At 67.0% G+C, this 25,487-nt stretch carries 24 protein-coding genes; 23 read left to right on the forward strand and 1 reads right to left on the reverse strand.

Annotation, left to right across the window (positions count from 1 at the left end):
* Positions 1-356 precede the first annotated feature (356 nt).
* From rpsB to K3A84_RS04965, 19 genes are all read left to right on the forward strand, one after another.
* Positions 357-1,112: a 30S ribosomal protein S2 gene (gene rpsB / locus K3A84_RS04875; RefSeq protein ID WP_225008208.1), complete on the forward strand. Its 756-nt coding sequence runs from the start codon at positions 357-359 to the stop codon at positions 1,110-1,112.
* A 122-nt stretch (positions 1,113-1,234) separates the two neighbouring features.
* On the forward strand, positions 1,235-2,161 hold the full coding sequence (tsf, locus tag K3A84_RS04880; RefSeq protein ID WP_225008209.1) for a translation elongation factor Ts: 927 nt from the start codon (positions 1,235-1,237) through the stop codon (positions 2,159-2,161).
* Positions 2,162-2,369: 208 nt separating this feature from the next.
* Positions 2,370-3,092, forward strand: coding sequence for a UMP kinase (gene pyrH / locus K3A84_RS04885; RefSeq protein WP_225008210.1), 723 nt, complete (start codon positions 2,370-2,372; stop codon positions 3,090-3,092).
* A 3-nt stretch (positions 3,093-3,095) separates the two neighbouring features.
* On the forward strand, positions 3,096-3,653 hold the full coding sequence (gene frr / locus K3A84_RS04890) for a ribosome recycling factor (RefSeq protein WP_225008211.1): 558 nt from the start codon (positions 3,096-3,098) through the stop codon (positions 3,651-3,653).
* Between the two features lie 95 nt (positions 3,654-3,748).
* A complete protein-coding gene (uppS, locus tag K3A84_RS04895) occupies positions 3,749-4,393 on the forward strand; it encodes a polyprenyl diphosphate synthase (protein ID WP_263626164.1) in 645 nt (214 codons plus the stop codon).
* A complete protein-coding gene (locus tag K3A84_RS04900; protein WP_225008213.1) occupies positions 4,380-5,108 on the forward strand; it encodes a phosphatidate cytidylyltransferase in 729 nt (242 codons plus the stop codon). The genes uppS and K3A84_RS04900 overlap by 14 nt, the downstream gene beginning before the upstream one ends.
* Entirely contained in the window at positions 5,105-6,268 is a 1,164-nt protein-coding gene (gene dxr, locus K3A84_RS04905) for a 1-deoxy-D-xylulose-5-phosphate reductoisomerase (protein WP_225008214.1), read from the forward strand. Before K3A84_RS04900 ends, dxr begins: the two co-directional genes overlap by 4 nt.
* Positions 6,265-7,389: an RIP metalloprotease RseP gene (gene rseP / locus K3A84_RS04910; protein ID WP_225008215.1), complete on the forward strand. Its 1,125-nt coding sequence runs from the start codon at positions 6,265-6,267 to the stop codon at positions 7,387-7,389. The genes dxr and rseP overlap by 4 nt, the downstream gene beginning before the upstream one ends.
* 256 nt (positions 7,390-7,645) lie before the next feature.
* Positions 7,646-10,306: an outer membrane protein assembly factor BamA gene (gene bamA / locus K3A84_RS04915; RefSeq protein ID WP_225008216.1), complete on the forward strand. Its 2,661-nt coding sequence runs from the start codon at positions 7,646-7,648 to the stop codon at positions 10,304-10,306.
* Entirely contained in the window at positions 10,306-11,007 is a 702-nt protein-coding gene (locus K3A84_RS04920) for an OmpH family outer membrane protein (RefSeq protein WP_225008217.1), read from the forward strand. The genes bamA and K3A84_RS04920 overlap by 1 nt, the downstream gene beginning before the upstream one ends.
* An 18-nt stretch (positions 11,008-11,025) precedes the next feature.
* On the forward strand, positions 11,026-11,493 hold the full coding sequence (fabZ, locus tag K3A84_RS04925; RefSeq protein ID WP_225008218.1) for a 3-hydroxyacyl-ACP dehydratase FabZ: 468 nt from the start codon (positions 11,026-11,028) through the stop codon (positions 11,491-11,493).
* Positions 11,494-11,571: 78 nt separating this feature from the next.
* Positions 11,572-11,985 (forward strand): ketosteroid isomerase-related protein, encoded by a 414-nt coding sequence (locus K3A84_RS04930; protein WP_225008219.1) that lies wholly within the window; start codon positions 11,572-11,574, stop codon positions 11,983-11,985.
* Positions 11,982-12,581, forward strand: coding sequence for a GNAT family N-acetyltransferase (locus tag K3A84_RS04935; RefSeq protein ID WP_225008220.1), 600 nt, complete (start codon positions 11,982-11,984; stop codon positions 12,579-12,581). Before K3A84_RS04930 ends, K3A84_RS04935 begins: the two co-directional genes overlap by 4 nt.
* On the forward strand, positions 12,578-13,498 hold the full coding sequence (locus K3A84_RS04940; RefSeq protein WP_225008221.1) for a carbon-nitrogen hydrolase family protein: 921 nt from the start codon (positions 12,578-12,580) through the stop codon (positions 13,496-13,498). The genes K3A84_RS04935 and K3A84_RS04940 overlap by 4 nt, the downstream gene beginning before the upstream one ends.
* Positions 13,495-14,442: a bile acid:sodium symporter family protein gene (locus K3A84_RS04945; protein ID WP_225008222.1), complete on the forward strand. Its 948-nt coding sequence runs from the start codon at positions 13,495-13,497 to the stop codon at positions 14,440-14,442. Before K3A84_RS04940 ends, K3A84_RS04945 begins: the two co-directional genes overlap by 4 nt.
* A gap of 68 nt (positions 14,443-14,510) precedes the next feature.
* Positions 14,511-15,635: a glycerophosphodiester phosphodiesterase family protein gene (locus tag K3A84_RS04950; protein WP_225008223.1), complete on the forward strand. Its 1,125-nt coding sequence runs from the start codon at positions 14,511-14,513 to the stop codon at positions 15,633-15,635.
* Positions 15,636-15,717: 82 nt separating this feature from the next.
* Positions 15,718-17,916, forward strand: coding sequence for a thiamine pyrophosphate-dependent enzyme (locus tag K3A84_RS04955; RefSeq protein WP_225008224.1), 2,199 nt, complete (start codon positions 15,718-15,720; stop codon positions 17,914-17,916).
* Positions 17,909-18,946 carry an ACP S-malonyltransferase gene (locus tag K3A84_RS04960; protein ID WP_225008225.1) on the forward strand — a complete coding sequence of 346 codons (1,038 nt, stop codon included), beginning with the start codon at positions 17,909-17,911 and terminating at the stop codon, positions 18,944-18,946. Before K3A84_RS04955 ends, K3A84_RS04960 begins: the two co-directional genes overlap by 8 nt.
* Before the next feature lie 16 nt (positions 18,947-18,962).
* The gene (locus K3A84_RS04965; RefSeq protein WP_225008226.1) at positions 18,963-19,424 is read left to right on the forward strand and encodes a low molecular weight protein-tyrosine-phosphatase; all 462 of its coding nucleotides are present in this window, start codon (positions 18,963-18,965) and stop codon (positions 19,422-19,424) included.
* On the opposite strand, the gene K3A84_RS04970 is transcribed toward K3A84_RS04965, so the two are convergent.
* A complete protein-coding gene (locus K3A84_RS04970) occupies positions 19,414-20,286 on the reverse strand; it encodes a LysR family transcriptional regulator (RefSeq protein WP_225008227.1) in 873 nt (290 codons plus the stop codon). The two genes, K3A84_RS04965 and K3A84_RS04970, sit on opposite strands and share 11 nt — an antisense overlap.
* Before the next feature lie 95 nt (positions 20,287-20,381).
* On the opposite strand from K3A84_RS04970, the gene K3A84_RS04975 reads away from it, so the two are divergent.
* Genes K3A84_RS04975 through K3A84_RS04990 form a run of 4 tightly spaced genes read left to right on the forward strand, consistent with a single transcriptional unit; the run spans position 20,382 to position 25,470 of the window.
* Entirely contained in the window at positions 20,382-21,548 is a 1,167-nt protein-coding gene (locus K3A84_RS04975; protein WP_263626145.1) for an isovaleryl-CoA dehydrogenase, read from the forward strand.
* The gene (locus K3A84_RS04980; protein WP_225008228.1) at positions 21,548-23,143 is read left to right on the forward strand and encodes a carboxyl transferase domain-containing protein; all 1,596 of its coding nucleotides are present in this window, start codon (positions 21,548-21,550) and stop codon (positions 23,141-23,143) included. The genes K3A84_RS04975 and K3A84_RS04980 overlap by 1 nt, the downstream gene beginning before the upstream one ends.
* Positions 23,144-23,147: 4 nt before the next feature.
* The gene (locus tag K3A84_RS04985; RefSeq protein ID WP_225008229.1) at positions 23,148-25,013 is read left to right on the forward strand and encodes an acetyl/propionyl/methylcrotonyl-CoA carboxylase subunit alpha; all 1,866 of its coding nucleotides are present in this window, start codon (positions 23,148-23,150) and stop codon (positions 25,011-25,013) included.
* 4 nt (positions 25,014-25,017) lie between these two features.
* A complete protein-coding gene (locus K3A84_RS04990; protein ID WP_225008230.1) occupies positions 25,018-25,470 on the forward strand; it encodes a MaoC family dehydratase in 453 nt (150 codons plus the stop codon).
* Positions 25,471-25,487 lie beyond the last annotated feature (17 nt).

Raw genomic sequence — 25,487 nt, forward strand, 5'->3', positions numbered from 1 at the left:
AGGTGCGGCAGGCTGGAACATCCTTTTGAAAAATCGTAGCTTTTCGGTGGCCGCTCAGCGTCCTTCTCGATGCCGCTGGTGGCGCTTCGGCGCGGGCTGCGCGATCCATTCCTGCGCCCGAATCGGTTGCGCGCAGGTCTGCGATTCGGCGTGGAGCGCGGCGAGTGCGGATTAGTGGTGGATTTAGCAGGGCCATTCGGTTAAGCGGCGCGCCGTCGGGCGGTGACTCGGGGCATGTCCGCCCCTGTCATGACGCACGGCAAATCCACACGGGAAACGCACATGCCGGTGCTTCCTGCGGGTTCCTCCGCGGGTCGTTCCAGTTTCCCGGAGGCACAACCGGAAAGGAATTACCTATGGCGGCTCCCGTCGTCACCATGAACCAGCTCGTCGAGGCCGGTGCCCACTTCGGCCACCAGACCCACCGCTGGAACCCGCGCATGAAGCCGTACATCTTCGGCGCGCGCAACGGCATCCACATCCTCGACCTGTCGCAGACCGTGCCGCTGATGGCGCGTGCGCTCGAATTCATCCAGGCGACGGTCCAGGCCGGTGGCAAGGTGCTGTTCGTCGGCACCAAGCGCCAGGCGCAGGAGCAGATCGCCCAGGCCGCGCGCGCTTCGGGCCAGCACTACGTCAACCACCGCTGGCTGGGCGGCATGCTCACCAACTGGAAGACCATTTCGGGTTCGATCAAGCGCTTCAAGGCGCTGGAAGAGCAGCTTTCGGGCGACACCGCCGGTCTGACCAAGAAGGAAGTCCTTCAGCTGACCCGCGAGCGTGACAAGTTCGAGCTGTCGCTCGGCGGCATCCGCGACATGGGCGGCATCCCGGACGTGATGTTCGTGATCGACGCCAACAAGGAAGAGCTGGCGATCAAGGAAGCCAACGTGCTGGGTATCCCGGTCGTCGCGATCCTCGATTCGAACGTCTCGCCCGACGGCATCGCGTTCCCGATCCCGGCGAACGACGACGCCAGCCGCGCCATCCGCCTCTACTGCGAAGCCGTTGCGGCTGCCGCGACCAAGGGTGGCCGTGACGCCATGCTCGCTTCGGGTGCCGATCTTGGCGCCATGGACGAGCCGCTGGCCGAAGAAGCCACGGAAGCCTGATCGGTTCCTGCGTGACGGATGGCGCCTAGCAATCCGTCACCGAACTGACCCGGACCAGGATTACGGGCCGCAGCAAGTGCTGCGGCCCCACCCGTTTTCAAAGACAAAAAAGGATCACTGCGATGGCTTATACCGCCGCTGACGTGAAGAACCTGCGCGAGCGCACCGGCGCCGGCATGATGGATTGCAAGAAGGCTCTCGACGAAGCCGCCGGCGATTTCGAAGCCGCGGTTGACGCGCTGCGCGCCAAGGGCCTGGCTGCTGCCGCCAAGAAGTCGAGCCGCACCGCTGCTGAAGGCCTCGTCGGCGTGGCCGTTTCGGGCACCAAGGGCGTGGCCGTCGAAGTCAACTCGGAAACCGACTTCGTTGCCAAGAACGACCAGTTCCAGGACTTCGTGCGCAAGTCGACCGAAGTCGCGCTGAACACCGGCGCGGCCGACGTGGAAGCGCTGAAGGCTGCAGCCTATCCCGATGGCGGCACCGTCTCGGAAAAGCTGACCAACAACGTCGCGACCATCGGCGAGAACCAGCAGCTGCGTCGCATCAAGCACGTTTCGGTCTCGAACGGCGTGGTCGTGCCCTACATGCACAACGCCGCCGCCCCCAACCTCGGCAAGATCGGCGTGCTCGTCGCGCTCGAATCCGAAGCGGCCGCTGACGTTCTCGAAGCGCTGGGCAAGCAGATCGCGATGCACATCGCCGCCGCTTTCCCGCTGGCGCTGAACGCCGATGACCTCGACGCCGAGCTGATCGCCCGCGAGCGCAAGATCGCTGCTGAGAAGGCGGCCGAGAGCGGCAAGCCCGCCGAAGTCCAGGCCAAGATGGTCGACGGCGCCGTGGCCAAGTACGCGAAGGAAAACGCGCTGCTCAGCCAGCTGTTCGTGATGGACAACAAGACCACGATCGCCGACGTCGTCGCGCAGGCCGGCAAGGCCGCCGGCACGAAGATCACGCTGGTCGACTATGTCCGCTTCCAGCTCGGTGAAGGCATCGAGAAGGAAGAGAGCGACTTCGCCGCCGAAGTGGCTGCTGCCGCCGGCATCAAGTAAGCGTAACGCTTGTTCTGTCCCCGCGCGGGCGGTCCTTATGGGCTGGCCTGCGCGGGGACAGTTACGTCTGGATGGCGCGTCTGGATCAGCGCGTCTGTACAGGCGTACAAAAGCTGCGTCCGCGCCCTTGGCACGCGCCCCCTTGCGCGTATAAGGGCCGCCGCGCGCGCACCTTGGCATTCATATCATCAGGTATCGGTCCTTTTCCATGAGCCTTCCCCCGTTCAAGCGCATCCTCCTGAAGCTCTCGGGCGAGGTGCTGATGGGCAACCAGCAGTTCGGCATCGATACCGATTTCGTCGCCGCGCTGGCCAGTGAAGTGAAGGCGGCCAAGGACAGCGGCCTCGAAATCTGCCTCGTCATCGGTGGCGGCAACATCTTTCGCGGCATGGCGGGAGCAGCCAAGGGCATGGACCGCGCGCAGGCCGACTACATGGGCATGCTCGCCACGGTGATGAACGCGCTGGCGATGCAGAGCGCGCTCGAACGGCTGGGCGTGCCCACCCGCGTGCAGTCCGCGATCGAGATGGACAAGGTGTGCGAGCCGGTGATCCGCCGCCGCGCCGAGCGCCATCTGGAAAAGGGCCGCATCGTGATCTTCGCCGCCGGTGTCGGCGCACCCTATTTCACCACTGATTCAGGGGCCGCGCTGCGTGCCGCCGAGATGAAGTGCGACGCGCTGCTCAAGGGTACCAGTGTTGATGGCGTCTACAACGCCGATCCCAAGAAGGATCCGGCGGCCAAGCGCTATGACACGGTGGATTACGACACCGTGCTGGCCGACAACCTTCAGGTGATGGACGCCAGCGCCGTCGCCTTGTGCCGCGACAACAAGATTCCCATCGTCGTGTTCTCGATCCGCGAGCAGGGCAACCTTGCCCGCGTACTCGCTGGCGAGGGCACCCAGACCATCGTCCAGAAGGAAGCCTGATCCATGGCCAAGTACGACAAGGTCGACCTCGAGCGCCGCATGAAGGGCGCGGTCGAATCGCTTCGCCAAGACCTGACCGGCCTGCGCACCGGTCGCGCCAACGTCGGCCTGCTCGATCCGGTCACGGTCGAGGTCTATGGCTCGCGGATGCCGCTGAACCAGCTGGCGACCGTTTCTGCGCCCGAGCCGCGTCTGCTTTCGGTGCAGGTGTGGGACCGTACCAACATCGGCCCGGTGGAAAAGGCGATCCGTTCGGCAGGCCTTGGCCTCAACCCGATCAACGATGGCAACAACCTGCGCCTGCCGATCCCCGACCTGACCGAGGAACGCCGCAAGGAGCTGGCCAAGCTTGCCAGCCAGTATGCCGAAAAGGCGCGCATCGCGATCCGCAACGTGCGCCGCGACGGCATGGACGCGCTCAAGACCGACGAGAACAAGAAGGAAATTTCCGAGGACGACCGCAAGCGCGCCGAGACCGAGCTGCAGAAGCTGACCGACGAGCAGATCAAGGCGGCGGACGAAGCGGCGGCCGAGAAGGAAAAGGAAATCCTCGGCAAGTGAGCTTCCTCAAGGCCCAGAAGACCCAGAGCGGCTGCGACCGGGCGACGGGCCTTGGCGGCGTGAACGCCCATGGGGCGCGCCACGTCGCGATCATCATGGACGGCAATGGCCGCTGGGCCAAGAAGCGGCACATGCCGCGCGCCTTCGGGCACCAGCGCGGGGTGGAGGCGGTGCGCCGCACCGTGCGCGCCGCGCGCGAAATGGGGCTGGAGGCACTGACGCTCTATGCCTTCTCGACTGAGAACTGGCGCCGTCCCGAAGACGAGATTGGCGCGCTGATGGGGCTGCTCAAGCGGTTCATCGTCGACGATCTCGACGAGTTCGCGGCGAACAACGTGCGGCTCAAGATCATTGGCGATCATTCTGCGTTCGCGCCCGACGTCGTCGAGCTGATCGACAAGGCGCTGGCGCGCACGGCGGACAATGATGGCACGACGCTGGCCATCGCGCTCAACTATGGCGCACAGGACGAGATCGCGCGCGCGGCGGCCAAGGCAGCGGCCAAGGGCGCGGTGAGCGTGGAGAGCATCGGCGCCGAGCTGGACACGGCGGACATGCCGCCGCTCGACCTGCTGATCCGCACCTCGGGCGAAGTGCGGCTGTCGAACTTCCTGCTGTGGCAGGCGGCCTATGCCGAGATGTGCTTCCTCGACGTGCTGTGGCCCGATTTCACCCCGGAACACCTTGCCTCGGCGCTGGCCGAGTTCGCGCAGCGGGAGCGTCGCTTTGGCGGACGCTGAGCCGATCGCGCCGGTAGCGCCGAAGAAGAGCGACCTGCCGGTGCGCGCCGCTTCGGCGGTGGTCATGCTGGCCGTGGCGGGCCTTGCGCTGTGGCGCGGCGGGCTGGTGCTCGACGGGTTCGTCGCGCTGGTCGGGCTGGTGGTGTTTGGCGAATACGTGCGCCTGGTCGCGCGGATTGCGCCCAATCCGGCGAAGATGTCGGCGGCGGTGCTGACCGGGGCGATCTATGTCGGCTGGGCAGCGTTTGCGCTGATGGTCATGCCGGTGGGACTGATGATCGGCATACTGGGCCTTGTCATCTGCACCGATACCGGGGCCTATTTCACCGGGCGCGCGCTGGGCGGGCCGAAGATCGCGCCGTCGATCAGCCCGTCGAAGACCTGGGCCGGCCTTGCCGGCGGCATGGCGGCGGCAGGCAGCTGGACCGCGCTGGCGACGCTGTTGGGCGGCTATCTCGTTTCGGCCATTGGCCCCACCGGGCCGAGCCTTGGTGAAGCGCTGCGCATTACCAATGTCGGGTTTGCCGCACTTGCGGGCGCGGGGCTGGCGGTAGTGGCGCAAGCGGGCGATTTCTATGAAAGCTGGCTCAAGCGTCGGGCGGGGGTGAAGGATTCCTCGCGCCTCATCCCGGGGCACGGCGGGCTGTTCGATCGCGTCGACGGGCTGCTGCCGGTGGCGATCGTCGTCGGCACGTTGTGGGCAATGGGCGCGTGACCGCCCCGCGCAGCATTTCGGTGCTGGGGGCAACCGGCTCGATCGGGGCGTCGACGCTCGATCTGGTGCGGCGCAACCGGGCCGACTGGCAGGTCGTCGCGCTGACCGCGAATTGCCAGGCGAAGGAGCTGACCGCGCTGGCGCGGGAATTTGGCGCCAGCGTGGCGGTGGTGGCGGACGAAAGCTGTCTGCCTGAATTGCGCGAGGCGCTGGCCGGAAGCGGGATCGAAGCGGCGGGCGGTGCTGCGGCGCTGGTGGAGGCTGCGACGCGCCCCGCCGATGTCACCGTCGCCGCGATCGTGGGCTGTGCGGGGCTGGCTCCGACGATGGCCGCGATCGAGAAAGGCCGTACCGTGGCGCTCGCCAACAAGGAAGCGCTGGTTTCGGCGGGCGAGGTGATGACCGCTGCCGTCGCACGCTCGGGCGCGACGCTGCTGCCGGTCGATTCCGAGCATAACGCGATCTTCCAGTGCCTGTCGGGCAACAGCATCGCCGATGTCCGCTGGATCACGCTGACCGCGAGCGGCGGGCCGTTCCGCGACTGGTCGCTCGAACGGCTGCAGGCGGCCACCCCGGCTGAGGCGGTCAAGCATCCCAACTGGTCGATGGGCGCGAAGATCAGCGTCGATTCGGCCACGATGATGAACAAGGGGCTGGAGTTCATCGAGGCGTTCCACTTGTTCCCGGTGGGCGTCGAGCGGCTGCGCATCATCGTCCATCCGCAGTCAATCGTGCATTCGATGGTCGAATATCGCGACGGTTCGACGCTGGCGCAGCTCGGCCCTTCGGACATGCGCGTGCCCATCGCCTCGGCGCTGGCCTACCCTGCGCGCATGAACACGCCCTGCGCGCCGCTGGACCTTGCCGCGATTGGCGAACTGACCTTTCGCCAGCCCGACGAAGTGCGCTTTCCCGCCACGCGCCTGGCGCGTGAGGCGGCGGTGGCGGGCGGGGCGGCGCCTGCCGTGCTCAACGCCGCGAACGAGATTGCGGTTGCCGCGTTCCTCGATGGTCAGATCGCGTTCACCCGAATCGTGCAATGCGCCGATTCCGTGCTGTCGCGCGGGCTTCCTCCGCCGCCCGCCTCGCTCGACGAGGTCATCGCGGTGGATCTTGAGGCCCGCATCCGTGCGCGCGAAACGATGGAGCCTGTTCGTTGACGCCTGAGCTGCATTCGCCCGGCCTGCTGCTGACCGTGCTGGCCTTCGTGCTGGTGCTGGGGCCGTTGGTGTTCATTCACGAGCTGGGGCATTATCTGGCGGGGCGGCTGTTCGGGGTGAAAGCCGAAAGCTTCTCGATCGGCTTCGGGAAGGAACTGTGCGGCTGGACCGATAAGCGCGGCACGCGCTGGAAGCTCTCGGCGCTGCCGCTGGGCGGCTATGTCCAGTTCGCGGGCGACATGAACGCGGCGGGCAAGCCTGACCCGGAATGGCTGGCGCTGCCAGCGGAGGAGCGCAACAGGACCTTTCAGGCCAAGCCCCTGTGGCAGCGCGCGCTGATCGTGCTGGCGGGGCCGGTGACCAACCTGGCGCTGGCGGTGCTGATCCTGGCAGGGTTCAACCTTGCCTATGGCACGGTGGTGGTGCCGCCGGTGATCGGCGCGGTCCAGGCGGGCTCCGTTGCGGACAAGGCCGGGATCAAGGTTGGTGACCGCGTGGTGTCCTTGCGCGGCGGGGCGGTGGACAGCTTTCTCGACGTTCGGCTGGAGGTCTCGCAACATCCGGCAGAGCCGCTCGACATGGTGATCGAGCGCGGTGGCGAGCGCATCAACCTGCCGGTGAGCGCCGGGTCCAAGGTCCTGCGCGACCGCTTCGGCAACGAGCAGCGCATTGGCTTCCTGGGCATCGGGCCCGCCAACATCGAGCGTGTCGCCGTCGGCCCCGTCGGAGCGGTCGCCTCGGCGCTGGGCCAGACGCGCGACATCATCGGCATGATGGTGACCGGCATCGGCCAGATCGTCACCGGCAAGCGCGAGGTGAAGGAGCTGGGCGGGCCGATCAAGATCGCCAAGTATTCGGGCGAGCAGCTGGCCTCCGGCTGGGAGCCGTTCGTGTTCTTCATCGCGATGATCTCGATTAACTTGGGGTTCATCAACCTCTTGCCAATCCCGGTGCTCGATGGCGGTCACCTCGCGCTCTATGCGGCCGAGGCGGTGCGTCGTCGGCCGGTAAGCCAGCGCGGCCAGGAATGGGCCTTCCGCACGGGGCTTGCGCTGGTGCTCGGGCTGATGTTGTTCGTGACGTTGAACGACGTGGCGTCCTTGAAGTTTTTCGGAGGGTAGGCGGGCCTTGCCCGTTGGGAAGGTCAGGCCGTCGCCGTCATGCAAGGCGGGACGGATTTTTTCACAATATTGCGGGGCTAATCGGGCTCCGGTCGGCTTGCTCGCTTGATTGGCGGGGCTGCATCGGGCACAGGGCTGCGATTGCCGGATTGCCGGGCTGGATGGCAGGGACCAGACCCCGGTGGATCGGCCGCACGATGATACGGGATGGCGCTTGGTGATGACTGGATTTGACGTGGCCCGGACCAACCCCGCCATGAAGCGTTTCTCTGCCGTGACGATGGCTCTGCTGGCGACGAGTGCGCTGGTCGCGGCACCGTCCGCCGCGCTTGCGGCGTCGAAGGTGAAGCCGGGCAAGGCCGTGCCGATCCCGACCGAAGCTGCGGCGCCCGCGCCGGCTGCCCCGGCGGTCGATCCAGCGTCGCCGGTCCAGGTGGTGCGCTCGATCACGGTCGAAGGTGCGCAGCGGCTCGAAGCAGATACGATCCTGTCGTACATCCGCCTGCGCACGGGCGATCCCTATACCCAGGCCGCCGGCGACCAGGTCCTCAAGGACCTCTATGCGACCGAACTGTTCGCCGATGCGCAGCTGAAGAACGACAACGGCGCGATCACGATCACGGTCAAGGAAAACCCGGTCGTCAACCGCATCATCCTCGAAGGCAACAAGCGCTTGAAGGAGGACAAGATCCTCCCCGAAATCAAGCTGACCGCGCGCCAGATCTTCACCCGGTCGAAGGTGCGCGCCGACGTTGCCCGCATCATCGAGCTGTACAAGCGGCAGGGGCGGTTTGCGGCCTCGGTCGAGCCCAAGATGGTGATGCTCGACCAGAACCGCGTCGACATCGTGTTCGAGATCCAGGAAGGGCCCAAGTCCAAGGTCCGCCAGATCAACATCATCGGCAACGAGAAGTTCAGCGACAGCCAGCTGCGCGGCGAGATGGTGACCAAGCAGTCGCGCTTCTTCCGCATGTTCTCGAGCGGGACGAGCTACGATCCCGATCGCCTCGCCTTCGACCAGCAGAAGCTGCGCCAGTTCTACCTGACCAAGGGCTATGCCGATTTCCGCGTGGTGTCGTCGGTGGCAGAACTGACGCCCGACAAGCGTGACTTCATCATCACCTACGTGGTCGAGGAAGGCCAGCGCTACAAGTTCGGCGACGTGAAGGTGGAAAGCCAGCTGCGCGACTTCGATGGCACGGTGCTGGCCAAGCGCCTGCCGCTGCACAAGGGTGACTGGTACAACGCCAAGCTGGTCGAGGACACGGTCGACAGCCTGACCGAAACGGCCGGCACCTTCGGCTACGCCTTCGCCGACGTTCGGCCCGACTTCCAGCGGAACAAGGACGACCTGACGATGTCGGTCGACTTCCGCATCGCGGACGCCCCGCGCGTCTATGTCGAGCGGGTCGACGTGAACGGCAACACGCTGACGCAGGATAAGGTCATTCGCCGCGAATTCCGCCTGGCCGAAGGCGATGCGTTCAATTCGTTCCAGATCAAGCGTTCGTCCAACCGCATCAAGTCGCTCGGCTACTTCCAGGAGAAGTTCGAGATCGAGCAGAAGCAGGGTTCGGCGCCCGACCGCATCGTGCTGGAAGCCAACGTCGAGGAAAAGCCGACCGGGCAGCTCCAGCTCTCGGCGGGCTTCTCCAGCCTTGAAAGCTTCATCTTCCAGGCTTCGATCCAGCAGAACAACTTCCGCGGTCGTGGCCAGACGGTGGGCGCCAGCCTCGACTATTCGCGCTATTCGCGTTCGGTCCAGCTGAGCTTCACCGAGCCGTACCTGTTCGACCGCAATGTCTCGTTCGGCATCGACGTGTACCGCCGTGACTACAACAGCTTCAACTACTACAACTCCAGCCGCAACACGACCTATCGCCAGGCCACCACCGGCTTCCAGGCACGCGTCGGCGTGGCGCTGACCGAGTACATGTCGCTGGTGGGGCGCTACACGCTCAACTTCGACGACGTGACGCTCGACAAGACGCTCTACTACTCGGACGGTCGCTGCGATCCGTTCAAGGGGGGCTTCTACCTGTGCGACGCCATCGGCAAGCGCACCAGCTCGATCCTGGGCGCGTCGCTGATCTACGATACACTCGACAACCGGATGCGGCCGACGCGTGGTTCGCAGGTCGTGGTAGGCACCGATTTCGCCGGCCTTGGCGGTTCGGTGAAGTATGCGCGCATCACCGCGAACGCTTCGAAGTACTTCGCGCTTGGCAAGGGCTTCGTGTTCTCGCTGCGCGGCGAAGGCGGGGCGATCCAGCCGCTCGCCAAGCGCTATGACGAAGCGGGCAACGAGGTCGATGGCGTGCGCCTGACCGACCGTTTCTTCCTCGGCCAGCCGCAGCTGCGCGGTTTCGACATCCGCGGCGTGGGCCCGCGCGTGCTGCGCAAGTTCTACACCGGTCTGAATGCCGACGGCACGGGCGGCACCACCAGCACCAACCGCAACGACTGGCAGGACGACGCCATCGGTGGGCGTTACTACTACCTGGCGCATGCCGAGCTGGAGATCCCGCTGGGTTCGGGCGCGCGTGAATTGGGCCTGCGTCCGTCGATCTTCGTCGACGCGGGCGCGGTGTTCAGCGTGAAGAAGCCGGACGTAAATCCGCTGGTGCTGCAGATCGTCAACTCGACGACCGGCGATTCCAAGTATGTCTCGGTCACGCCGGACCCGAACAACGCGGGCAACTGGATCAACTACACCGTCCCTACCGGCTACAGCGTCTCGCGCAAGTTCGCCGAGAGCTATGTCGGCAATTCGGCCAAGCCGCGCGTTTCGGTCGGTGTCGGCGTCAACTGGAACTCGCCGTTCGGGCCGTTCCGCATCGATTTCGCCAAGGTGCTTTCCAAGGTCGACGGCGACGACCCGCAGGCCTTCACTTTCAACGTGGGAACTCAGTTCTGATGAAACTCCGCATTGCTTCGGCCCTGATCGCGGGCCTTCTCGTTTCGGCCGCTCCTGCCGCTATGGCGCAGTCGACCCCCGGTGGCACCGTCGTCGGTGGCATCGCCGTCGCCAACCCGCCGGCCGTGGTTGCTGCCTCGAACGCCTACAAGACCGCGCAGAGCCAGCGCCCCGTCACCTACAAGGCGCAGATCGACCAGGCCAACACGCGCAAGTCGCAGATCGAAGCGCAGCTCAAGCCGCTGATCACCAAGCTGGAGGCCGATTCGAAGGCTGCTGCGCCGAACCGCGCCGCGCTTCAGGCACAATACGAGCAGATCCAGCAGATCCAGCAGGCTGGCCAGCAGGAAATCGAGCAGATCCTCGCCCCGCTCAACCTGTCGCAGCAGTATGTGCTTGAACAGATCGGCGACAAGCTGGACGATGCCACGCAGGCCGCGATGACCAAGAAGAAGGTCACCGTCGTGCTCGATTCGCAGAGCATCATCAAGGCTGACCAGGTCTACAACCTCAACCAGGACATCCTGGCCGAGCTGAACACGCAGATCCCGTCGGCGCAGCTGGTGCCGCCCGTCGGCTGGCTGCCGCGCGCGCAGCGCGAAGCGCAGGCCCAGCAGGCAGCCGCAGCTGGTGCCGCACCGGCTGCCGCGCCCGCCGCTGCCGCTCCGGCCAACAACAAGAAGCAGCCTTCGGGCCGCTAAGTCAGGGCATCCGGGGGCATGGCCGAAGAAACGGGCGCTGCGGCGCCGCTCGATTATGACGTGACCAAGGTGATGGCGGCGCTTCCGCACCGCTATCCCCTGTTGCTAGTCGATCGTGTCGTCGAACTCGTGCTGGATCAGCGCATCCACGCGATCAAGGCGGTCTCGATGAACGAGCAGTTCTTCCAAGGGCATTTCCCCGGCCGTCCGATCATGCCGGGCGTGCTGCAGATCGAGGCGCTGGCGCAGGCCGCCGGCGTCCTCGCGGTCGAAAGTCTCGGCCTCGCAGGGTCGGGCAAGCTTGTCTATTTCATGGCGATCGAGGAAGCCAAGTTCCGCACCCCGGTGCTGCCGGGCTGCCTGCTCGACCTCCACGTCGAATTCACCCAGAAGCGTGCGCGCGTCTGCAAGTTCGCCGGGCGCGCCATGCTCGGCGACAAGATCGCTACCGAGTGCAGCTTCACCGCGATGATCGCGGACGCCTGATCGGGGCAAGGGGCGCCGTCGTCGCTGGCGGCGGTTTCCACGCTCCGGCCAGGGCGACGACAAGGGAGGGCTTGTCCGATGCCCCGCGCAGACACCATCGACCTGCTGAACCGCTACTATGCCGCGTTCAACGCGGGGCAGTGGCAGGCCATGCTCGACTGCCTGGCAGACGACGTCGCGCACGACATCAACCAGGGCCAGCGCGTGATCGGCAAGGCTGCGTTCGCCGAATTTCTCGCCCACATGGAACGCTGCTACCAGGAGCGGCTGGACGACATCGTGCTGATGGCCAGCGACGATGGCACGCGTGCGGCGGCCGAGTTCGTGGTCCATGGCCGGTATCTTGCCACCGATGAGGGGCTGCCGGAGGCGAACGGGCAGACCTATGTCCTGCCGGCGGGCGCGTTCCTGGCCGTTGAGGACGGGAAGATCAGCCGGCTGACGATGTACTACAACCTCGCCGACTGGGAAGCGCAGGTCATGGGCGCGTGAGCGGGATCGTCGTCCGGGCGCTGACCGGCGCGGAAATCGCCGCCGCGCTGGACGACCTTGCCGCCTTGCGCATCACGGTCTTTGCCGCGTTCCCCTATCTCTACGATGGCGATGCGGCTTACGAGGCCGAGTACCTGACCGACTATGCGCAGGCGAAGGACGCGGTGCTGGTTGCCGCGTTCGATGGCGCGCGCGTGGTCGGCGCTGCCACCGCCGCGCCCATGGGCCACCAGAAGGCGGCCTTTCGCGCGCCGTTCGAGGCGCGTGGCCTCGATACCGACCGGTTGTTCTATTTCGGCGAAAGCGTGCTGCTGCCCGAATACCGGGGCTACGGCATCGGCCACGCCTTCTTCGACCACCGCGAGGCGCAGGCGCGCGCCTGCGGCGCCGATGCGGCGTGCTTTGCCGCCGTGATCCGGCCCGCGGACCATCCCGCGCGGCCTGCGGGCTACACCCCGCTCGATGCGTTCTGGACGAAGCGCGGCTATGCGCCGGTCCCCGGCCTGGTCACCCAACTGGCGTGGAAGGAGCATGGTCAGGCGGAAGAGAGCGGGAAACCGATGCAGTATTGGCTGCGCGACTGGAGCGCACCATGACCGGCCTCACGTGGAACGTCGCCGCTGCGCAATATCCGATCGACCAGCTGGAGAGCTGGGACGCCTACGAGGCCAAGCTGACAGGCTGGGTCGCGCTGGCGGTCGAGGGCGGGGCGTCGCTGCTGGTGTTCCCCGAATATGGCGCGATGGAACTCGCCTCGCTCGATCCTGCGACGATGGGTGATCTGGCAGGGTCTATCGAGAGCGTTTCGGCGCTGCTGCCGCGCGTCGATGCGCTCCATGCCGCGCTGGCCGCGCGCCACGGCGTCCACATCCTTGCCGCCAGCGCGCCGCGCCGCGATGCCGATGGCAAGGCGCGCAATGCCGCGCGACTGTTTGCGCCCAATGGCAAATGCGGCACGCAGGACAAGCTCATCATGACCCGCTTCGAACGCGAGCAATGGCGCATCAGCGGCGGCGACGCCTTGCGCCTGTTCGACACTGCGCTGGGGCGCCTCGCGGTGCTGATCTGCTACGATAGCGAATTTCCCCTGCTCGCCCGCGCGGCGGTGGAGGCGGGGGCCGAAGTGCTGCTGGTGCCAAGCTGCACCGATTCCCTGCACGGCTATTGGCGCGTGCGGATCGGTGCGCAGGCGCGCTCTTTGGAAAGCCAGGCCTACGTCGTTCATTCGCCCACCGTGGGCGAGGCGGCGTGGTCGCCTGCGGTCGACGTCAACCGCGGCGCAGCAGCGGTCTATGGTCCGCCCGATCGCGTGCGTGGCGGCGACTGGGGGATGCCCGAGGATGGCGTGCTGGCGCTGGGCGAGGAGGGCCAGCCGGGCTGGGTCCATGCCGAGATCGATCCGACGCTGGTTGCGACCTTGCGCGCCGATGGCGGCGTGCTCAACATGCGCCACTGGCGCGAACAACCGGGCGCGGCGACGCTGCCGACGGTTGAGGTGGTGAGCCTGCTGTGAAGATCGATCCGTTCCTGCTCATCATCTTCGCTACGGTCGCGGTGGCGAGCGTGCTGCCCGCAACCGGCGTGGCCGCCACGGCGGTCGATATCGTCACGACCGGCGCGATCGCGCTGCTGTTCTTTCTCCACGGCGTGCGGTTGAAGCGCGAGACGCTGGTGACGGCGGCGACCGACTGGAAGATCCACCTTGTCATCATGGCCTGCACTTTCGTGATGTTCCCGCTGCTGGGCGTGGGCCTGCACCGGGCCATGCCGGGGGCGCTGCCGCCCGCGCTGTGGACGGGGATGCTTTACCTGTGCGCGCTGCCATCGACGGTGCAGTCCTCGATCGCGTTCACCTCGATCGCGCGGGGCAACGTGGCGATTGCGGTCTGCGCGGCGGCATTCTCGAACCTGGCGGGCGTGCTGATCACGCCGTTCCTGGCGAGCGCGCTGCTGGGAACGCAAGGCGGGGTCTCGGCCTCGCAACTGGGCAAGATCGCGAGCGAGCTGCTGTTGCCGTTCGTGGCCGGGCACCTGCTGCGGCCGCTGCTGGGCGCATGGGCGGAGCGCAACCGCAAGCTGCTGACCTTCACCGATCGCGGCACGATCGTGCTGGCGGTCTATGCCTCGTTCGCGGCCGCCGTGGTCGAAGGGCTGTGGCACAAGGTCGCGCCGCTGCAACTGGCGCTGCTGCTCGGCTTGTGCCTGCTGCTGCTGGTGGCGGTGCTGGGGCTGACGACGCTGATCGCGCGCGCGCTGGGCTATGGCACGGCAGAGGAGATCGCGATCGTGTTCGTGGGTTCCAAGAAGTCGCTGGCGAGCGGCGCGCCGATGGCCAAGATCATCTTCCCCGCTGCCGTGGCGGGCGCGGCAATCCTGCCGGTGATGATCTTCCACCAGGTGCAGCTGATGGCCTGCGCGGCGCTGGCGCGGCGCTATGGCGAACGGGATGGCGATTGAGCGGCTGGTTGTCACGCGCCTGTCGCGCGCGCGTCATAGCGGCCTCTTCGCAATGAAGAGGAATCGCCATGACCTTAACCGTTTCCCGTCGTGAGATTCTGGCCGGCACCGCCGCCTTCGCGCTGTGCGGCATGGCCGCGCCGCAGCGCCGCCCGCGCGTGATGCAGCCGACGCCGCCGCAGGCGCTGGTGTTCGGCCATCGCGGCGCCTGCGCGCTGCGCCCGGAGCACACGCTCGAATCCTATGCCCGCGCGATCGCCGACGGCGCCGACTACGTCGAGCCGGACCTCGTGCCGACGAAGGACGGCGTGCTGGTGGCCCGGCACGAGCCGAACATCGCCGAGACCACCAATGTCGCCGACCACCCGGAATTTGCCGACCGCCGCAAGGTCAAGCAGATCGACGGCGAGAGCCAGCAGGGCTGGTTCACCGAGGACTTCACGCTGGCCGAGCTGAAGACGCTGCGCGCCAAGGAGCGGCTGGGCGCGCTGCGGCCCGAGAGCCAGAGCTTCGACGGCAAGCTGGAGATCGTGACGTTCGACGAGATCGTCGCTTTCGTGCAGGCCGAGGGCATCAAGGCCAAGCGCGAGGTGGGCCTTATCCCCGAGATCAAGCATTCGACCTATTTCGCCGCGCAGGGCTTCGACATGGAGGGCCTGTTCCTCGCCGCCTACAAGCGCCTGCCGTACCTCCAGGACGCGCCGTTGATCGTGCAGTCGTTCGAGACCGCCTGCCTGAGGCGCCTGCGCGCCGAAATCGGACAGGAAGGCAATGTGCAGCTGATGCAGCTCTACGACGAGGATGCCAAGCGCCCGGCGGATGTCGTGGCCGCCCGGGGCAAGCTGACCTATGGCGACATGGCGACGCCGAAGGGCTTCTTCGTGGTGGCCGACTATGCCGACTGGGTCTGCCCGCCCAAGGACAGGATCTATGCGATGCTGGAAGAGGGCCGCCGCCCCTTGCGCAGCGCCTTCCTAGCCGATGCGCACCGCGCGCAGCTGCTGGTCGCCTGCTATACGTTTCGCCCCGAAAATCCGTTCCTGCCGCCGAACTTGCGGCGAGGCGACGAGAACGAGCGCAACCAGCGTGGCATGGTCGACCACCTGCGGCTGTTCCTCAATGCCGGAATCGACGGCTTCTTCACCGACGATCCCGCGATGGGGCGGCTTGCCGAAACCGACTGGGGTCTTTGAGGGCGATCATCTGACGGCGTGACGGGGCAATCATGCTGCGCTAAGCGTGCAGCATGATTGCCAATGAAACCGGATCGCGCTGATGGATGCCGCTGAACAGGTCCACCTCAAGTTCCTCGGCGCCCTGGAGAGCGGCAGCTTGCGCCGCCGCTCCAACCTTGGCCTTGCCGAAGCGGGGCTGGATGCCACGCGGGCCGCTGCGCTGCTCCATTCGCAGATGACCAGCCGCCAGCTCGATCGCCTCAGCCGCAAGCTGCAAGCGCGGGGAGAGGGCTTCTACACGATCGGATCATCGGGCCACGAAGGCAACGCGGTGCTGGCAGAAGCGTCGCGCGTCGACGACATCGCTTTCCTGCACTACCGCGATGCTGCCTTCCAGATCCACCGTGCGGCCCGCGTGCCGGGTGAAACGCCGGGCTGGGACATGCTGCTGTCCTTTACCGCCAGCGCGGAGGATCCGATCTCGGGCGGGCGGCACAAGGTGCTGGGATCAAAGCGGCTGATGATCCCGCCGCAGACCAGCACTATCGCCAGCCACCTGCCCAAGGCGGTGGGCGCGGCCTTTTCGATCGGCATCGCGCGGCGGATGGGCTGGACCGACACCGTGCTGGCGCAGGACGGCGTGGTGATCTGTTCGTTCGGCGATGCCAGCGCCAACCATTCGACCGCCGTCGGCGCGCTCAACACCGCTGCGTGGGCCGCGTTCCAGAACACGCCGATGCCCATCGTGTTCGTGTGCGAGGACAACGGCATCGGCATTTCGACCAGCACGCCGCCGGGCTGGATCGAGGCCAACTGGTCGAACCGGGCGGGCCTGCATTACATCGCCGCGGACGGCTGCGATCTGGCCGATGCCTTTGCCGCCGCGCGCGAGGCGGTGGACTTCGCGAGGGGCAGGCGCAAGCCGGTGTTCCTGCACCTCAAGACCGTGCGGCTCTACGGCCATGCGGGCAACGACATGCAGCTGGCCTACCTGCCCAAGGACCGCATCGCCGCCGACGAAGCGCGCGATCCGCTGCTGGCGAGCGCGGCGCTGTTGATCGAGGAAGGCGTGATGACCGCCGCCGAGATCCGCGCCGAGTACGACGCGATCGAGGCCGCGCTCGCGGCGTCGGTGGAACAGGCGATCCGCCGCCCCAAGCTGAAGGACGCGGGCGAGGTCATGGCCAGCATCGTGCCGCCCGCACGCGCAGGCGGAGACCGCCCGCTGGCTCCTGCGCCTGCGCGCGAGGCGCTGTTCGCCGACGAGGCTGCGGCGTTGGCCAAGCCTCAGCACATGGCCAAGCTCATCTCGTGGGCGCTGGCCGACGTGCTGCTGCAATATCCCAACGCGATCGTCTGCGGCGAGGACGTGGGCCCCAAGGGCGGCGTCTATGCCTGCACGCAGAAGCTGCACCAGCGTTTCGGCTCGGCCCGCGTGATCAACACGCTGCTCGATGAACAGGCGATCCTGGGCCTTGCTATCGGCGCTGCGCACAACAACCTGCTGCCGCTGCCTGAAGTGCAGTTCCTTGCCTATGTCCACAACGCCGAGGACCAGATCCGGGGCGAAGCAGCGACGCTGCCGTTCTTTTCCAACGGGCAGTTCACCAACCCGATGGTGCTGCGCATCGCGGGGCTGCCTTACCAGAAGGGCTTCGGCGGGCACTTCCACAACGACAACAGCCTGGCCGTCTTCCGCGACATTCCCGGCGTGATCCTCGCGGTGCCGTCGAACGGGCGCGATGCCGTGGCCATGCTGCGCGAATGCGTGCGGCTGGCGCACGAGGAACAGCGCGTGGTCGTGTTCGTCGAACCCATCGCGCTCTACATGACGCGCGACCTTCATGCCGAGGGCGACGGGCTGATGACCGGGCTGTACCCGCCGCCGGGCGAGCATGTCGTGCGCATCGGCGAGCCGGCGGTGCATGGCGATGGCACCGATCTTGCCATCGTGACTTATGGCAATGGCACCTTCCTGTCGTTGCAGGCGCAGCAGTTGCTGGCCGCGCAAGGCGTGGCGGCGCGGGTGATCGACCTGCGCTGGCTCGCGCCGCTGCCCGAGGAGGCCTTGCTCGCCACCACCTCGCCTTGCGACAAGGTGCTGATCGTGGACGAATGCCGCATCACCGGCTCGCAGAGCGAGGCGCTGATGGCGCTGTTCGCAGAAAAGCAGCCGGGCACGCCCGCTGCGCGCCTTGCGGCCACCGACAGCTTCATCCCGCTGGCGCGTGCGGCGACCTATACCCTGCCGAGCCGCGACATGATCGTGGTCAAGGCGCTGGAGATGATCCGTGGGTAAGCGCGAACGCGTCGTTGTCGTCTGTCCCGGTCGCGGCACCTACAATGCGCCCGAGCTGGGCTATCTGGCGCGCCACCACGCCGGGCATCCGCTGCTCGAACGCTTCGATGCGATTCGCAGGGAGGGTGGCAAGGACGCGCTGAAGGTGCTCGACGGGGCGGCCAAATTCACGCCCGCGCACGTGAAGGGCGACGTGGCGGCGCCGTTGATCCACGCCTGCGCGTACCTCGATTTCCTGAGCCTCGACCGCGAGCGGTTCGAGGTGGTTGCCGTCACCGGCAATTCGATGGGCTGGTACACCGCGCTTGCCTGCGCCGGGGCGGTGGGGGCGGAGCAGGGCTTCCGCATCGCCGATGCGATGGGCGTCAATTCGCAAGGCCACGACGAAGGCGGGCAGAGCGTACTGGTGCTGGCGGACGAGGACTGGCGCGTCGATCCCGCGCTGGAGGCCCGCGTCGAAGCCCTGATGGCGGCGCATGGGGTGCTGCCTTCAATCCGGCTCGGCGGAATGCTGGTTGTCGCGGGGCCGGGTGCCGCTCTGGGCGCTTTCGAGGCCGCTCTGCCCCCGTTAGGTCGCCCGCCGCTGCGCTTGCCGGGGCACGGGCCCTTCCACACGCCGCTGATGGCGCAAAGCGCGGCTGCAGCCCGCGCCAGCTTGCCGCAAGCGTGGTTCGGGCAGCCCGATATTCCGCTGATCGACGGGCGCGGCGCGGTGTGGCGGCGTGCCTCGACCGATCCGGCGGCCTTGTGGGATTACACTTTCAGCCACCAGATCCTGCGGCCTTACGACTTCACCGTCGCCATCACGGTCGCGCTCAAGGAGTTTGCGCCTGACCGGCTGATCCTGCTCGGCCCCGGCGAGACGCTGGGGGGCGCGATTGCGCAAGTAATTATACGTAACAAGTGGCTGGACATTTCCGCGCGCAGCCGGTTTTCTGCGCGGCAGGAAGAGGATGCGTTCCTGATCGGTCTGGGCAGACCCAGCCAGCGAGGAATCGTGATCCCATGTCGGAACAATGTCTTACCCTGAAGCGGACCCGCGGCTGATGCAGCCGCGCATCCTGTTCGTCTGCCTTGGCAACATCTGCCGTTCACCGATGGCGGAGGCGGCCTTGCGCGCGCAGGCGGTGGAAGCCGGCATCGCGCTGACCATCGATTCAGCGGGAACGGGCGGCTGGCACGTCGGCAAGGCGCCCGATCCGCGTGCGCAGGCCGAAACGCTGCGCCATGGCATCGACATTGCGGGCTATCGCGCGCGGCAGGTGGCGGTGGAGGACTTTCGCACTTTCGATTTCATCTACGCGCTCGACCCGCAGAACCTGCGCGATCTCCATGCCATCGCGCCACGCCGCCCGCTGGCGAAGGTGGGGCTGCTGATGGATCTCGTGCCCGGTCGCGAAGGCAGCGCGGTGATCGATCCCTATTATGGCGACGAACAGGACTTCCGCGCGACGTGGGAGGACGTGCGCGCAGCAGCGCGCCAGATCGTGGCCGCGTTCAGCCGCTGATTGCCGAACGGATCGCGTCGACCACGCCGCTGCGTACGGCCCTACCATGTTTACCCGGGCCATGTTCGCCCGGTTCCAGCACCAGCCCGACGGTGCGCGTCAGGCCGAAGCCCGCCAGCGGGCGCAGAGCCACGCCGGGTGCGCCAAGGCTGCGCGGCATGACGGTGAGGCCGAGCCCCGCACGCACGTAGCCTGCCACGCGCTCCTCGCTGATGGAGCGGGCGGCCATGAACGGGCGCACCCCGCGCGCGGTGAAGAACTGGCTGACCAGCGGCAGCGCCTCGCACTGGCGGCGCACCAGCATCGGTTCGTCCACCAGCGTTTCGGCGGCGATGGTCTCTGCCTGCGCGAGCGGGTGGCTGTCCCACAGCGCGAGCAGGTACGGCTCCTCGAACAGCGCGATGGCCCGCCGGGTATCGCTCGCGCCCAGCGGGCCGAGGGCGAGATCCACGCGGCCTCGGTCGAGCAGCGCGGCGAGTTCGCCCGCGCGGCGCTCGATCAGCTCCAGCCGCACGCCGGGAAGCGCGCGGCAGGCGACGACGATGGCTTCGACGAAATCGGCCGCCAGCGTGGATGCGAGGCCCAGCCGGATCGTGGTTATGGCGTGGGTTTCGGCCAGCGCGGCCTGCGCCTCGACGAAGGCCGCCTCGATCCGCCGCGCAGGTTGGACCAGCCGCGCGCCGGCTTCGGTCAGTTCGACGCGGCGGTTGCTGCGTACGAACAGCGGCGTACCGACATCGCGTTCCAGCCGCGCGATCGCCGACGAGACGGTCGGCTGCGAAACGCGCGTCAGGTCGGCCGCGCGCGAGAACGAGCCGGTATCGACCACGGCGAGGAAATAGCGGAGCAGAAGGCGATCCATGATAGCTTTTGTCTATGCACTGTATGGCCTCGCGCCAAGTAGTCATTGCTCGCAGGTATGATAGCATCAGGCGCAAACAGCATGTGGAGGATGCCTTGCGCGCAACGCCCGATCTCGATTTCGGCCTGACCGAAAGCGCCCTGATGATCCGAGAGGCGGCGGGCCGCTTCGCCGACGAGCAGATCGCGCCGCTTTCCGCCGAGATCGACCGCAACGACCGCTTCCCGCGCGAGCTGTGGCAGCCGATGGGCGGGCTGGGCCTGCACGGGATCACGGTGGAGGAGGAATGGGGCGGGCTTGGCCTCGGCTATCTCGACCATGTGATCGCGGTGGAAGAAGTGAGCCGCGCGAGCGGGTCGGTCGGCCTGTCCTATGGCGCGCATTCCAACCTGTGCGTCAACCAGATCCGGCGCTGGGGCAATGACGCGCAGAAGGCGAAATACCTGCCGGGACTGATCTCGGGCGATCACGTGGGCAGCCTCGCCATGTCGGAAACGGGCGCGGGGTCGGACGTCGTCTCGATGAAGCTGCGCGCGGATGCCGTGCCCGGTGGCTTCCGCCTCAACGGCACCAAGTTCTGGATCACCAACGGCACCTATGCCGATACGCTGGTGGTCTATGCCAAGACCTCGCCCGAAGCGGGCAGCCGGGGCATCACCGCGTTCCTGATCGAAAAGGACATGCCCGGCTTCTCGATCGGCCAGAAGATCGACAAGATGGGGCTTCGCGGCAGCCCTACCTGCGAACTGGTGTTCGAGGACTGCTTCGTGCCCGAGGAGAATATCATGGGGCCGCTGCATGGCGGCGTCGGCGTGCTGATGAGCGGGCTGGATTACGAACGCGTGGTGCTGGCCGGGATGCAGATCGGCATCATGCAGGCCTGCCTCGACACGGTCATTCCCTATGTTCGCGAACGCAAGCAGTTCGGCAAGCCGATCGGCGCGTTCCAGCTGATGCAGGCCAAGGTGGCGGACATGTACGTCGCGCTGCAATCCGCGCGGGCCTATGTCTACACCGTGGCCAAGGCGTGCGATTCCGGGCAGACCACGCGCTTCGACGCGGCGGGCGCGATCCTGCTGGCGAGCGAGAGCGCGTTCCGCGTGGCGGGCGAGGCGGTGCAGGCGCTGGGCGGCGCGGGCTATACCAAGGACTGGCCGGTCGAACGCTTCCTGCGCGATGCCAAGCTGCTGGATATCGGCGCGGGCACCAACGAGATCCGGCGAATGCTGATCGGGCGCGAACTGATCGGAGCGGGTTCCTGATGTCGGCGCCCGTCCTTCCGACCAGCCTCGATCTCTCCAGCCCGCAGGCGCAGGCGCGCAAGGCGCATAATCGCGCGCTGGCGGAGGATTTGCGCGCGCGGGTCGCGCAGGCGGCGCTTGGCGGCGATGCTCGCAGTCGCGAGCGGCACGTCAGCCGGGGCAAGCTCCTGCCGCGCGATCGGGTGGAGCGCCTGCTCGATCCCGGCGCGCCGTTCCTCGAAGTGGGTCAACTGGCCGCCAACGGGATGTATGGCGATGAAGTGCCCGGCGCGGGCATCATCACCGGCGTGGGCCGCGTCTCGGGCCGCCAGTGCATGATCTTCGCCAATGACGCGACGGTGAAGGGCGGCACGTACTTCCCGATGACGGTGAAGAAGCACTTGCGCGCGCAGGACATCGCGCAGGAAAACGGCCTGCCGTGCATCTATCTGGTCGACAGCGGTGGCGCGAACCTGCCCAACCAGGCCGAGGTCTTTCCCGACCGCGACCATTTCGGGCGATTCTTCTACAATCAGGCGCAGATGAGCGCGCGAGGGATTCCCCAGATCGCCAGCGTGATGGGATCGTGCACCGCGGGCGGCGCCTACGTCCCGGCGATGAGCGATGAAAGCGTGATCGTGAAGGAGCAGGGCACGATCTTCCTGGCAGGTCCCCCGCTGGTGAAGGCCGCAACGGGCGAAGAAATCAGCGCCGAGGATCTGGGTGGCGGCGACCTGCATGCGCGCAAGTCGGGCGTGGTCGATCACCTTGCCGACAACGACGAACATGCGCTGACCATCGTGCGCGATATCGTCAGCCATCTGGGCGAAGCGCCGCAGGCAGCCGCGCGCGAGGTGCGCGATCCGGTCTATCCGGCAGACGACCTTTACGCGATCATCCCCGAAGACGTGCGCGCGCCCTATGACGTGCACGAAGTGATCGCGCGGATCGTCGACGCATCCGAGTTCCACGAGTTCAAGGCGCTTTACGGTTCCACGCTGGTCTGCGGGTTCGCGCATATCCACGGGATGCCGGTGGCGATCCTGGCCAACAACGGCGTGCTGTTTTCGGAAAGCGCGCAGAAGGGCGCGCACTTCATCGAACTGGCCTGCCAGCGCCGTATCCCGTTGCTGTTCCTGCAGAACATCAGCGGCTTCATGGTCGGTGGCAAGTACGAGGCCGAGGGCATCGCCAAGCACGGGGCCAAGCTGGTGACGGCGGTGGCGACCGCGCAAGTGCCCAAGATCACCGTGCTGATCGGCGGCAGCTTCGGTGCGGGCAACTATGGCATGTGCGGGCGTGCTTATGGCCCGCGCTTCCTGTTCACCTGGCCCAACGCGCGCATTTCGGTGATGGGCGGCGAACAGGCGGCGAGCGTGCTGGCAACAGTCCACCGCGACGCGGACAAGTGGACGCCTGAGGAGGCCGAAGCCTTCAAGGCGCCAATCCGCCAGAAGTACGAGGACGAAGGCAACCCCTACTACGCCACCGCGCGCGGCTGGGACGATGGGGTGATCGACCCCGTGCAGACGCGCGACGTGCTGGGCCTCGCGCTCGAAGCATGCCTTGCAACGCCCATTCCCGAACGCCCTGCGTTCGGCGTGTTCCGGATGTGATGCGATGATAAAGTCTCTCCTCATCGCCAATCGTGGCGAAATCGCGTGCCGCGTCATTCGCACCGCGCGCCGCCTCGGCATCCGTACGGTGGCGGTCTATTCGGACGCCGATGCCAATGCGCTGCATGTGCGCAGCGCCGACGAGGCGGTGCACATCGGCCCCGCCGCCGCGCGCGAAAGCTACCTTGTGGGCGAGCGCATCATCGCCGCCGCGCTCGCCACGGGCGCGGAAGCGATCCATCCGGGCTATGGGTTCCTGTCGGAGAACGCCGCGTTCGCGCAGGCCGTGCTCGATGCCGGGCTGGTCTGGGTAGGGCCGAAGCCGGCCTCGATCACCGCGATGGGGCTGAAGGATGCCGCCAAGGCGCGGATGATCGCGGCAGGGGTGCCAGTGACGCCGGGCTATCTGGGCGAGGACCAGAGCGAGGCGCGTTTGCAGGCCGAGGCGGACGCGATCGGCTATCCCGTGCTGATCAAGGCCGTGGCGGGCGGCGGCGGCAAGGGGATGCGGCGCGTTGATGCGAGCGCAGACTTTGCCGAGGCGCTCGCTTCGTGTCGGCGCGAGGCAGCGTCCTCGTTCGGTGACGATCGGGTGCTGATCGAGAAGTACATCCTCTCGCCCCGCCATATCGAAGTGCAGGTGTTCGGCGATGCCCACGGCAATGTCGTCCACTTGTTCGAGCGTGACTGTTCGTTGCAGCGCCGCCACCAGAAGGTGATCGAGGAAGCGCCCGCACCGGGCATGGACGAAGCGACGCGCGCGGCGGTGTGCGACGCGGCGGTGCGTGCGGCGAAGGCCGTGGACTACGAGGGCGCAGGCACGATCGAGTTCATCGCGGATGGCTCCGAAGGGCTGCGCGCGGACCGCGTGTGGTTCATGGAAATGAACACGCGGTTGCAGGTGGAGCATCCCGTCACCGAGGCGATCACCGGCGTCGATCTGGTCGAATGGCAACTGCGCGTGGCGTCGGGCGAGGCGCTGCCCAAACGGCAGGAGGACCTTGCCATCGACGGCTGGGCGGTCGAGGCGCGGCTCTATGCCGAAGACCCGACCAAGGGGTTCCTGCCGAGCATCGGGCGGGTCGATGACTTCCACTATCCAAGCCATCTGGCCCGCGTCGATACCGGCGTGGAAGCGGGCGCGGAAATCTCGCCGTTCTACGATCCGATGATCGCCAAGCTGATCGTCCATCGGGGCGATCGGGCTGCGGCAATCGAAGGCCTGCGGGCCACGCTGGACGAAGGCGTGGTCGGGCCGTTGGTGACCAACAGCGGGTTCCTGTGGCGGCTGCTGGGCCATGCCGCGTTTCAGGCGGGCGTGGTCGATACCGGGCTGATCGAGCGCAATCTGGAAAGCCTGACGTCGCGGCCCGAGCCTTCGGTCGAGGGGCTCGCGCTGGCGGCACTGCGGCTGGCGGGATCGCCGGGCGGAACGCCGTGGAGCAGCCGGTCGGGGCTGCGGCTGAACGCGGCCCCCCGGCGCGACGTGCGGCTGGCGGACCAGTTCGGGCGACGGTTCGAGGTGGACTTGTCGGGCGACGTCGTTTTCGACGGCTGGCCGGGCGAGGCCTTGGCCAGTGTCGACGAGGGCGGCGAACGCTTTCTTGTCCGCTTCGCGCGCACCGAGGGCGGGGCGGGCGGCGTGGCATCGGACGGGGCGATCCGCGCGCCGATGCCGGGCAGGGTGATCTCGGTCGATGTCGCCGACGGCGCGCGGGTGATCAAGGGGCAGAAGCTGCTGGTGCTGGAAGCGATGAAGATGGAACACGCCCTGACCGCGCCGTTCGACGGCACGGTGACGGGGCTGAGCATCGAGGCAGGCGCGCAAGTGCAGGTGGACGCCTTGCTGGCGCACGTGGAGAAGGACTGACACGATGGCCGGCAAGCACTTCGACGAATGGGCCGTGGGCGAGCGGATCGAGCACGAGATCCGGCGCACCGTGACCGAGACCGACAACCTGCTGTTCAGCACGATGACGCACAACCCGCAGCCGCTGCATATCGATGTCGAGGCGGCCAAGGCGAGCGAGTTCGGGCAGATCCTCGTCAACGGCACCTTCACTTTCGCGCTGATGGTGGGGCTGTCGGTGGGCGACACCACGCTGGGGACGCTGGTGGCGAACCTGGGCTACGACAAGCTGGTGATGCCCAAGCCGGTGTTCATCGGCGATACCATGCGCGCGACGAGCGAGGTGGTGGAGCTGAAGGAATCGAAGTCACGGCCCGGCGCCGGGATCGTGACCTTCCGGCACGAGCTGATCAACCAGCGCGGGGAGGTGGTCTGTTCGTGCCTGCGCTCGGCCCTCGTGAAGCGTAAGGGTTCCTGACGACTTGCGCGGCGGTC

Origin of the sequence: Novosphingobium percolationis (genome assembly GCF_020179425.1) — a bacterium.
GTDB classification, from domain to species: domain Bacteria; phylum Pseudomonadota; class Alphaproteobacteria; order Sphingomonadales; family Sphingomonadaceae; genus Novosphingobium; species Novosphingobium percolationis.

Excerpts from the sequence above, each read along its gene's own strand:
- K3A84_RS04990 (WP_225008230.1), top strand. The coding sequence starts at position 25,018 with ATGGCCGGCAAGCACTTCGACGAATGGGCCGTGGGCGAGCGGATCGAG.
- rpsB (WP_225008208.1), top strand. The coding sequence starts at position 357 with ATGGCGGCTCCCGTCGTCACCATGAACCAGCTCGTCGAGGCCGGTGCC.
- uppS (WP_263626164.1), top strand. The coding sequence starts at position 3,749 with ATGGACGGCAATGGCCGCTGGGCCAAGAAGCGGCACATGCCGCGCGCC.
- K3A84_RS04985 (WP_225008229.1), top strand. The coding sequence starts at position 23,148 with ATGATAAAGTCTCTCCTCATCGCCAATCGTGGCGAAATCGCGTGCCGC.
- pyrH (WP_225008210.1), top strand. The coding sequence starts at position 2,370 with ATGAGCCTTCCCCCGTTCAAGCGCATCCTCCTGAAGCTCTCGGGCGAG.
- K3A84_RS04950 (WP_225008223.1), top strand. The coding sequence starts at position 14,511 with ATGACCTTAACCGTTTCCCGTCGTGAGATTCTGGCCGGCACCGCCGCC.
- fabZ (WP_225008218.1), top strand. The coding sequence starts at position 11,026 with ATGGCCGAAGAAACGGGCGCTGCGGCGCCGCTCGATTATGACGTGACC.
- K3A84_RS04920 (WP_225008217.1), top strand. The coding sequence starts at position 10,306 with ATGAAACTCCGCATTGCTTCGGCCCTGATCGCGGGCCTTCTCGTTTCG.
- K3A84_RS04980 (WP_225008228.1), top strand. The coding sequence starts at position 21,548 with ATGTCGGCGCCCGTCCTTCCGACCAGCCTCGATCTCTCCAGCCCGCAG.
- K3A84_RS04940 (WP_225008221.1), top strand. The coding sequence starts at position 12,578 with ATGACCGGCCTCACGTGGAACGTCGCCGCTGCGCAATATCCGATCGAC.
- frr (WP_225008211.1), top strand. The coding sequence starts at position 3,096 with ATGGCCAAGTACGACAAGGTCGACCTCGAGCGCCGCATGAAGGGCGCG.
- K3A84_RS04955 (WP_225008224.1), top strand. The coding sequence starts at position 15,718 with ATGGATGCCGCTGAACAGGTCCACCTCAAGTTCCTCGGCGCCCTGGAG.
- bamA (WP_225008216.1), top strand. The coding sequence starts at position 7,646 with ATGAAGCGTTTCTCTGCCGTGACGATGGCTCTGCTGGCGACGAGTGCG.
- K3A84_RS04965 (WP_225008226.1), top strand. The coding sequence starts at position 18,963 with ATGCAGCCGCGCATCCTGTTCGTCTGCCTTGGCAACATCTGCCGTTCA.
- K3A84_RS04930 (WP_225008219.1), top strand. The coding sequence starts at position 11,572 with ATGCCCCGCGCAGACACCATCGACCTGCTGAACCGCTACTATGCCGCG.
- tsf (WP_225008209.1), top strand. The coding sequence starts at position 1,235 with ATGGCTTATACCGCCGCTGACGTGAAGAACCTGCGCGAGCGCACCGGC.
- K3A84_RS04970 (WP_225008227.1), bottom strand. The coding sequence starts at position 20,286 with ATGGATCGCCTTCTGCTCCGCTATTTCCTCGCCGTGGTCGATACCGGC.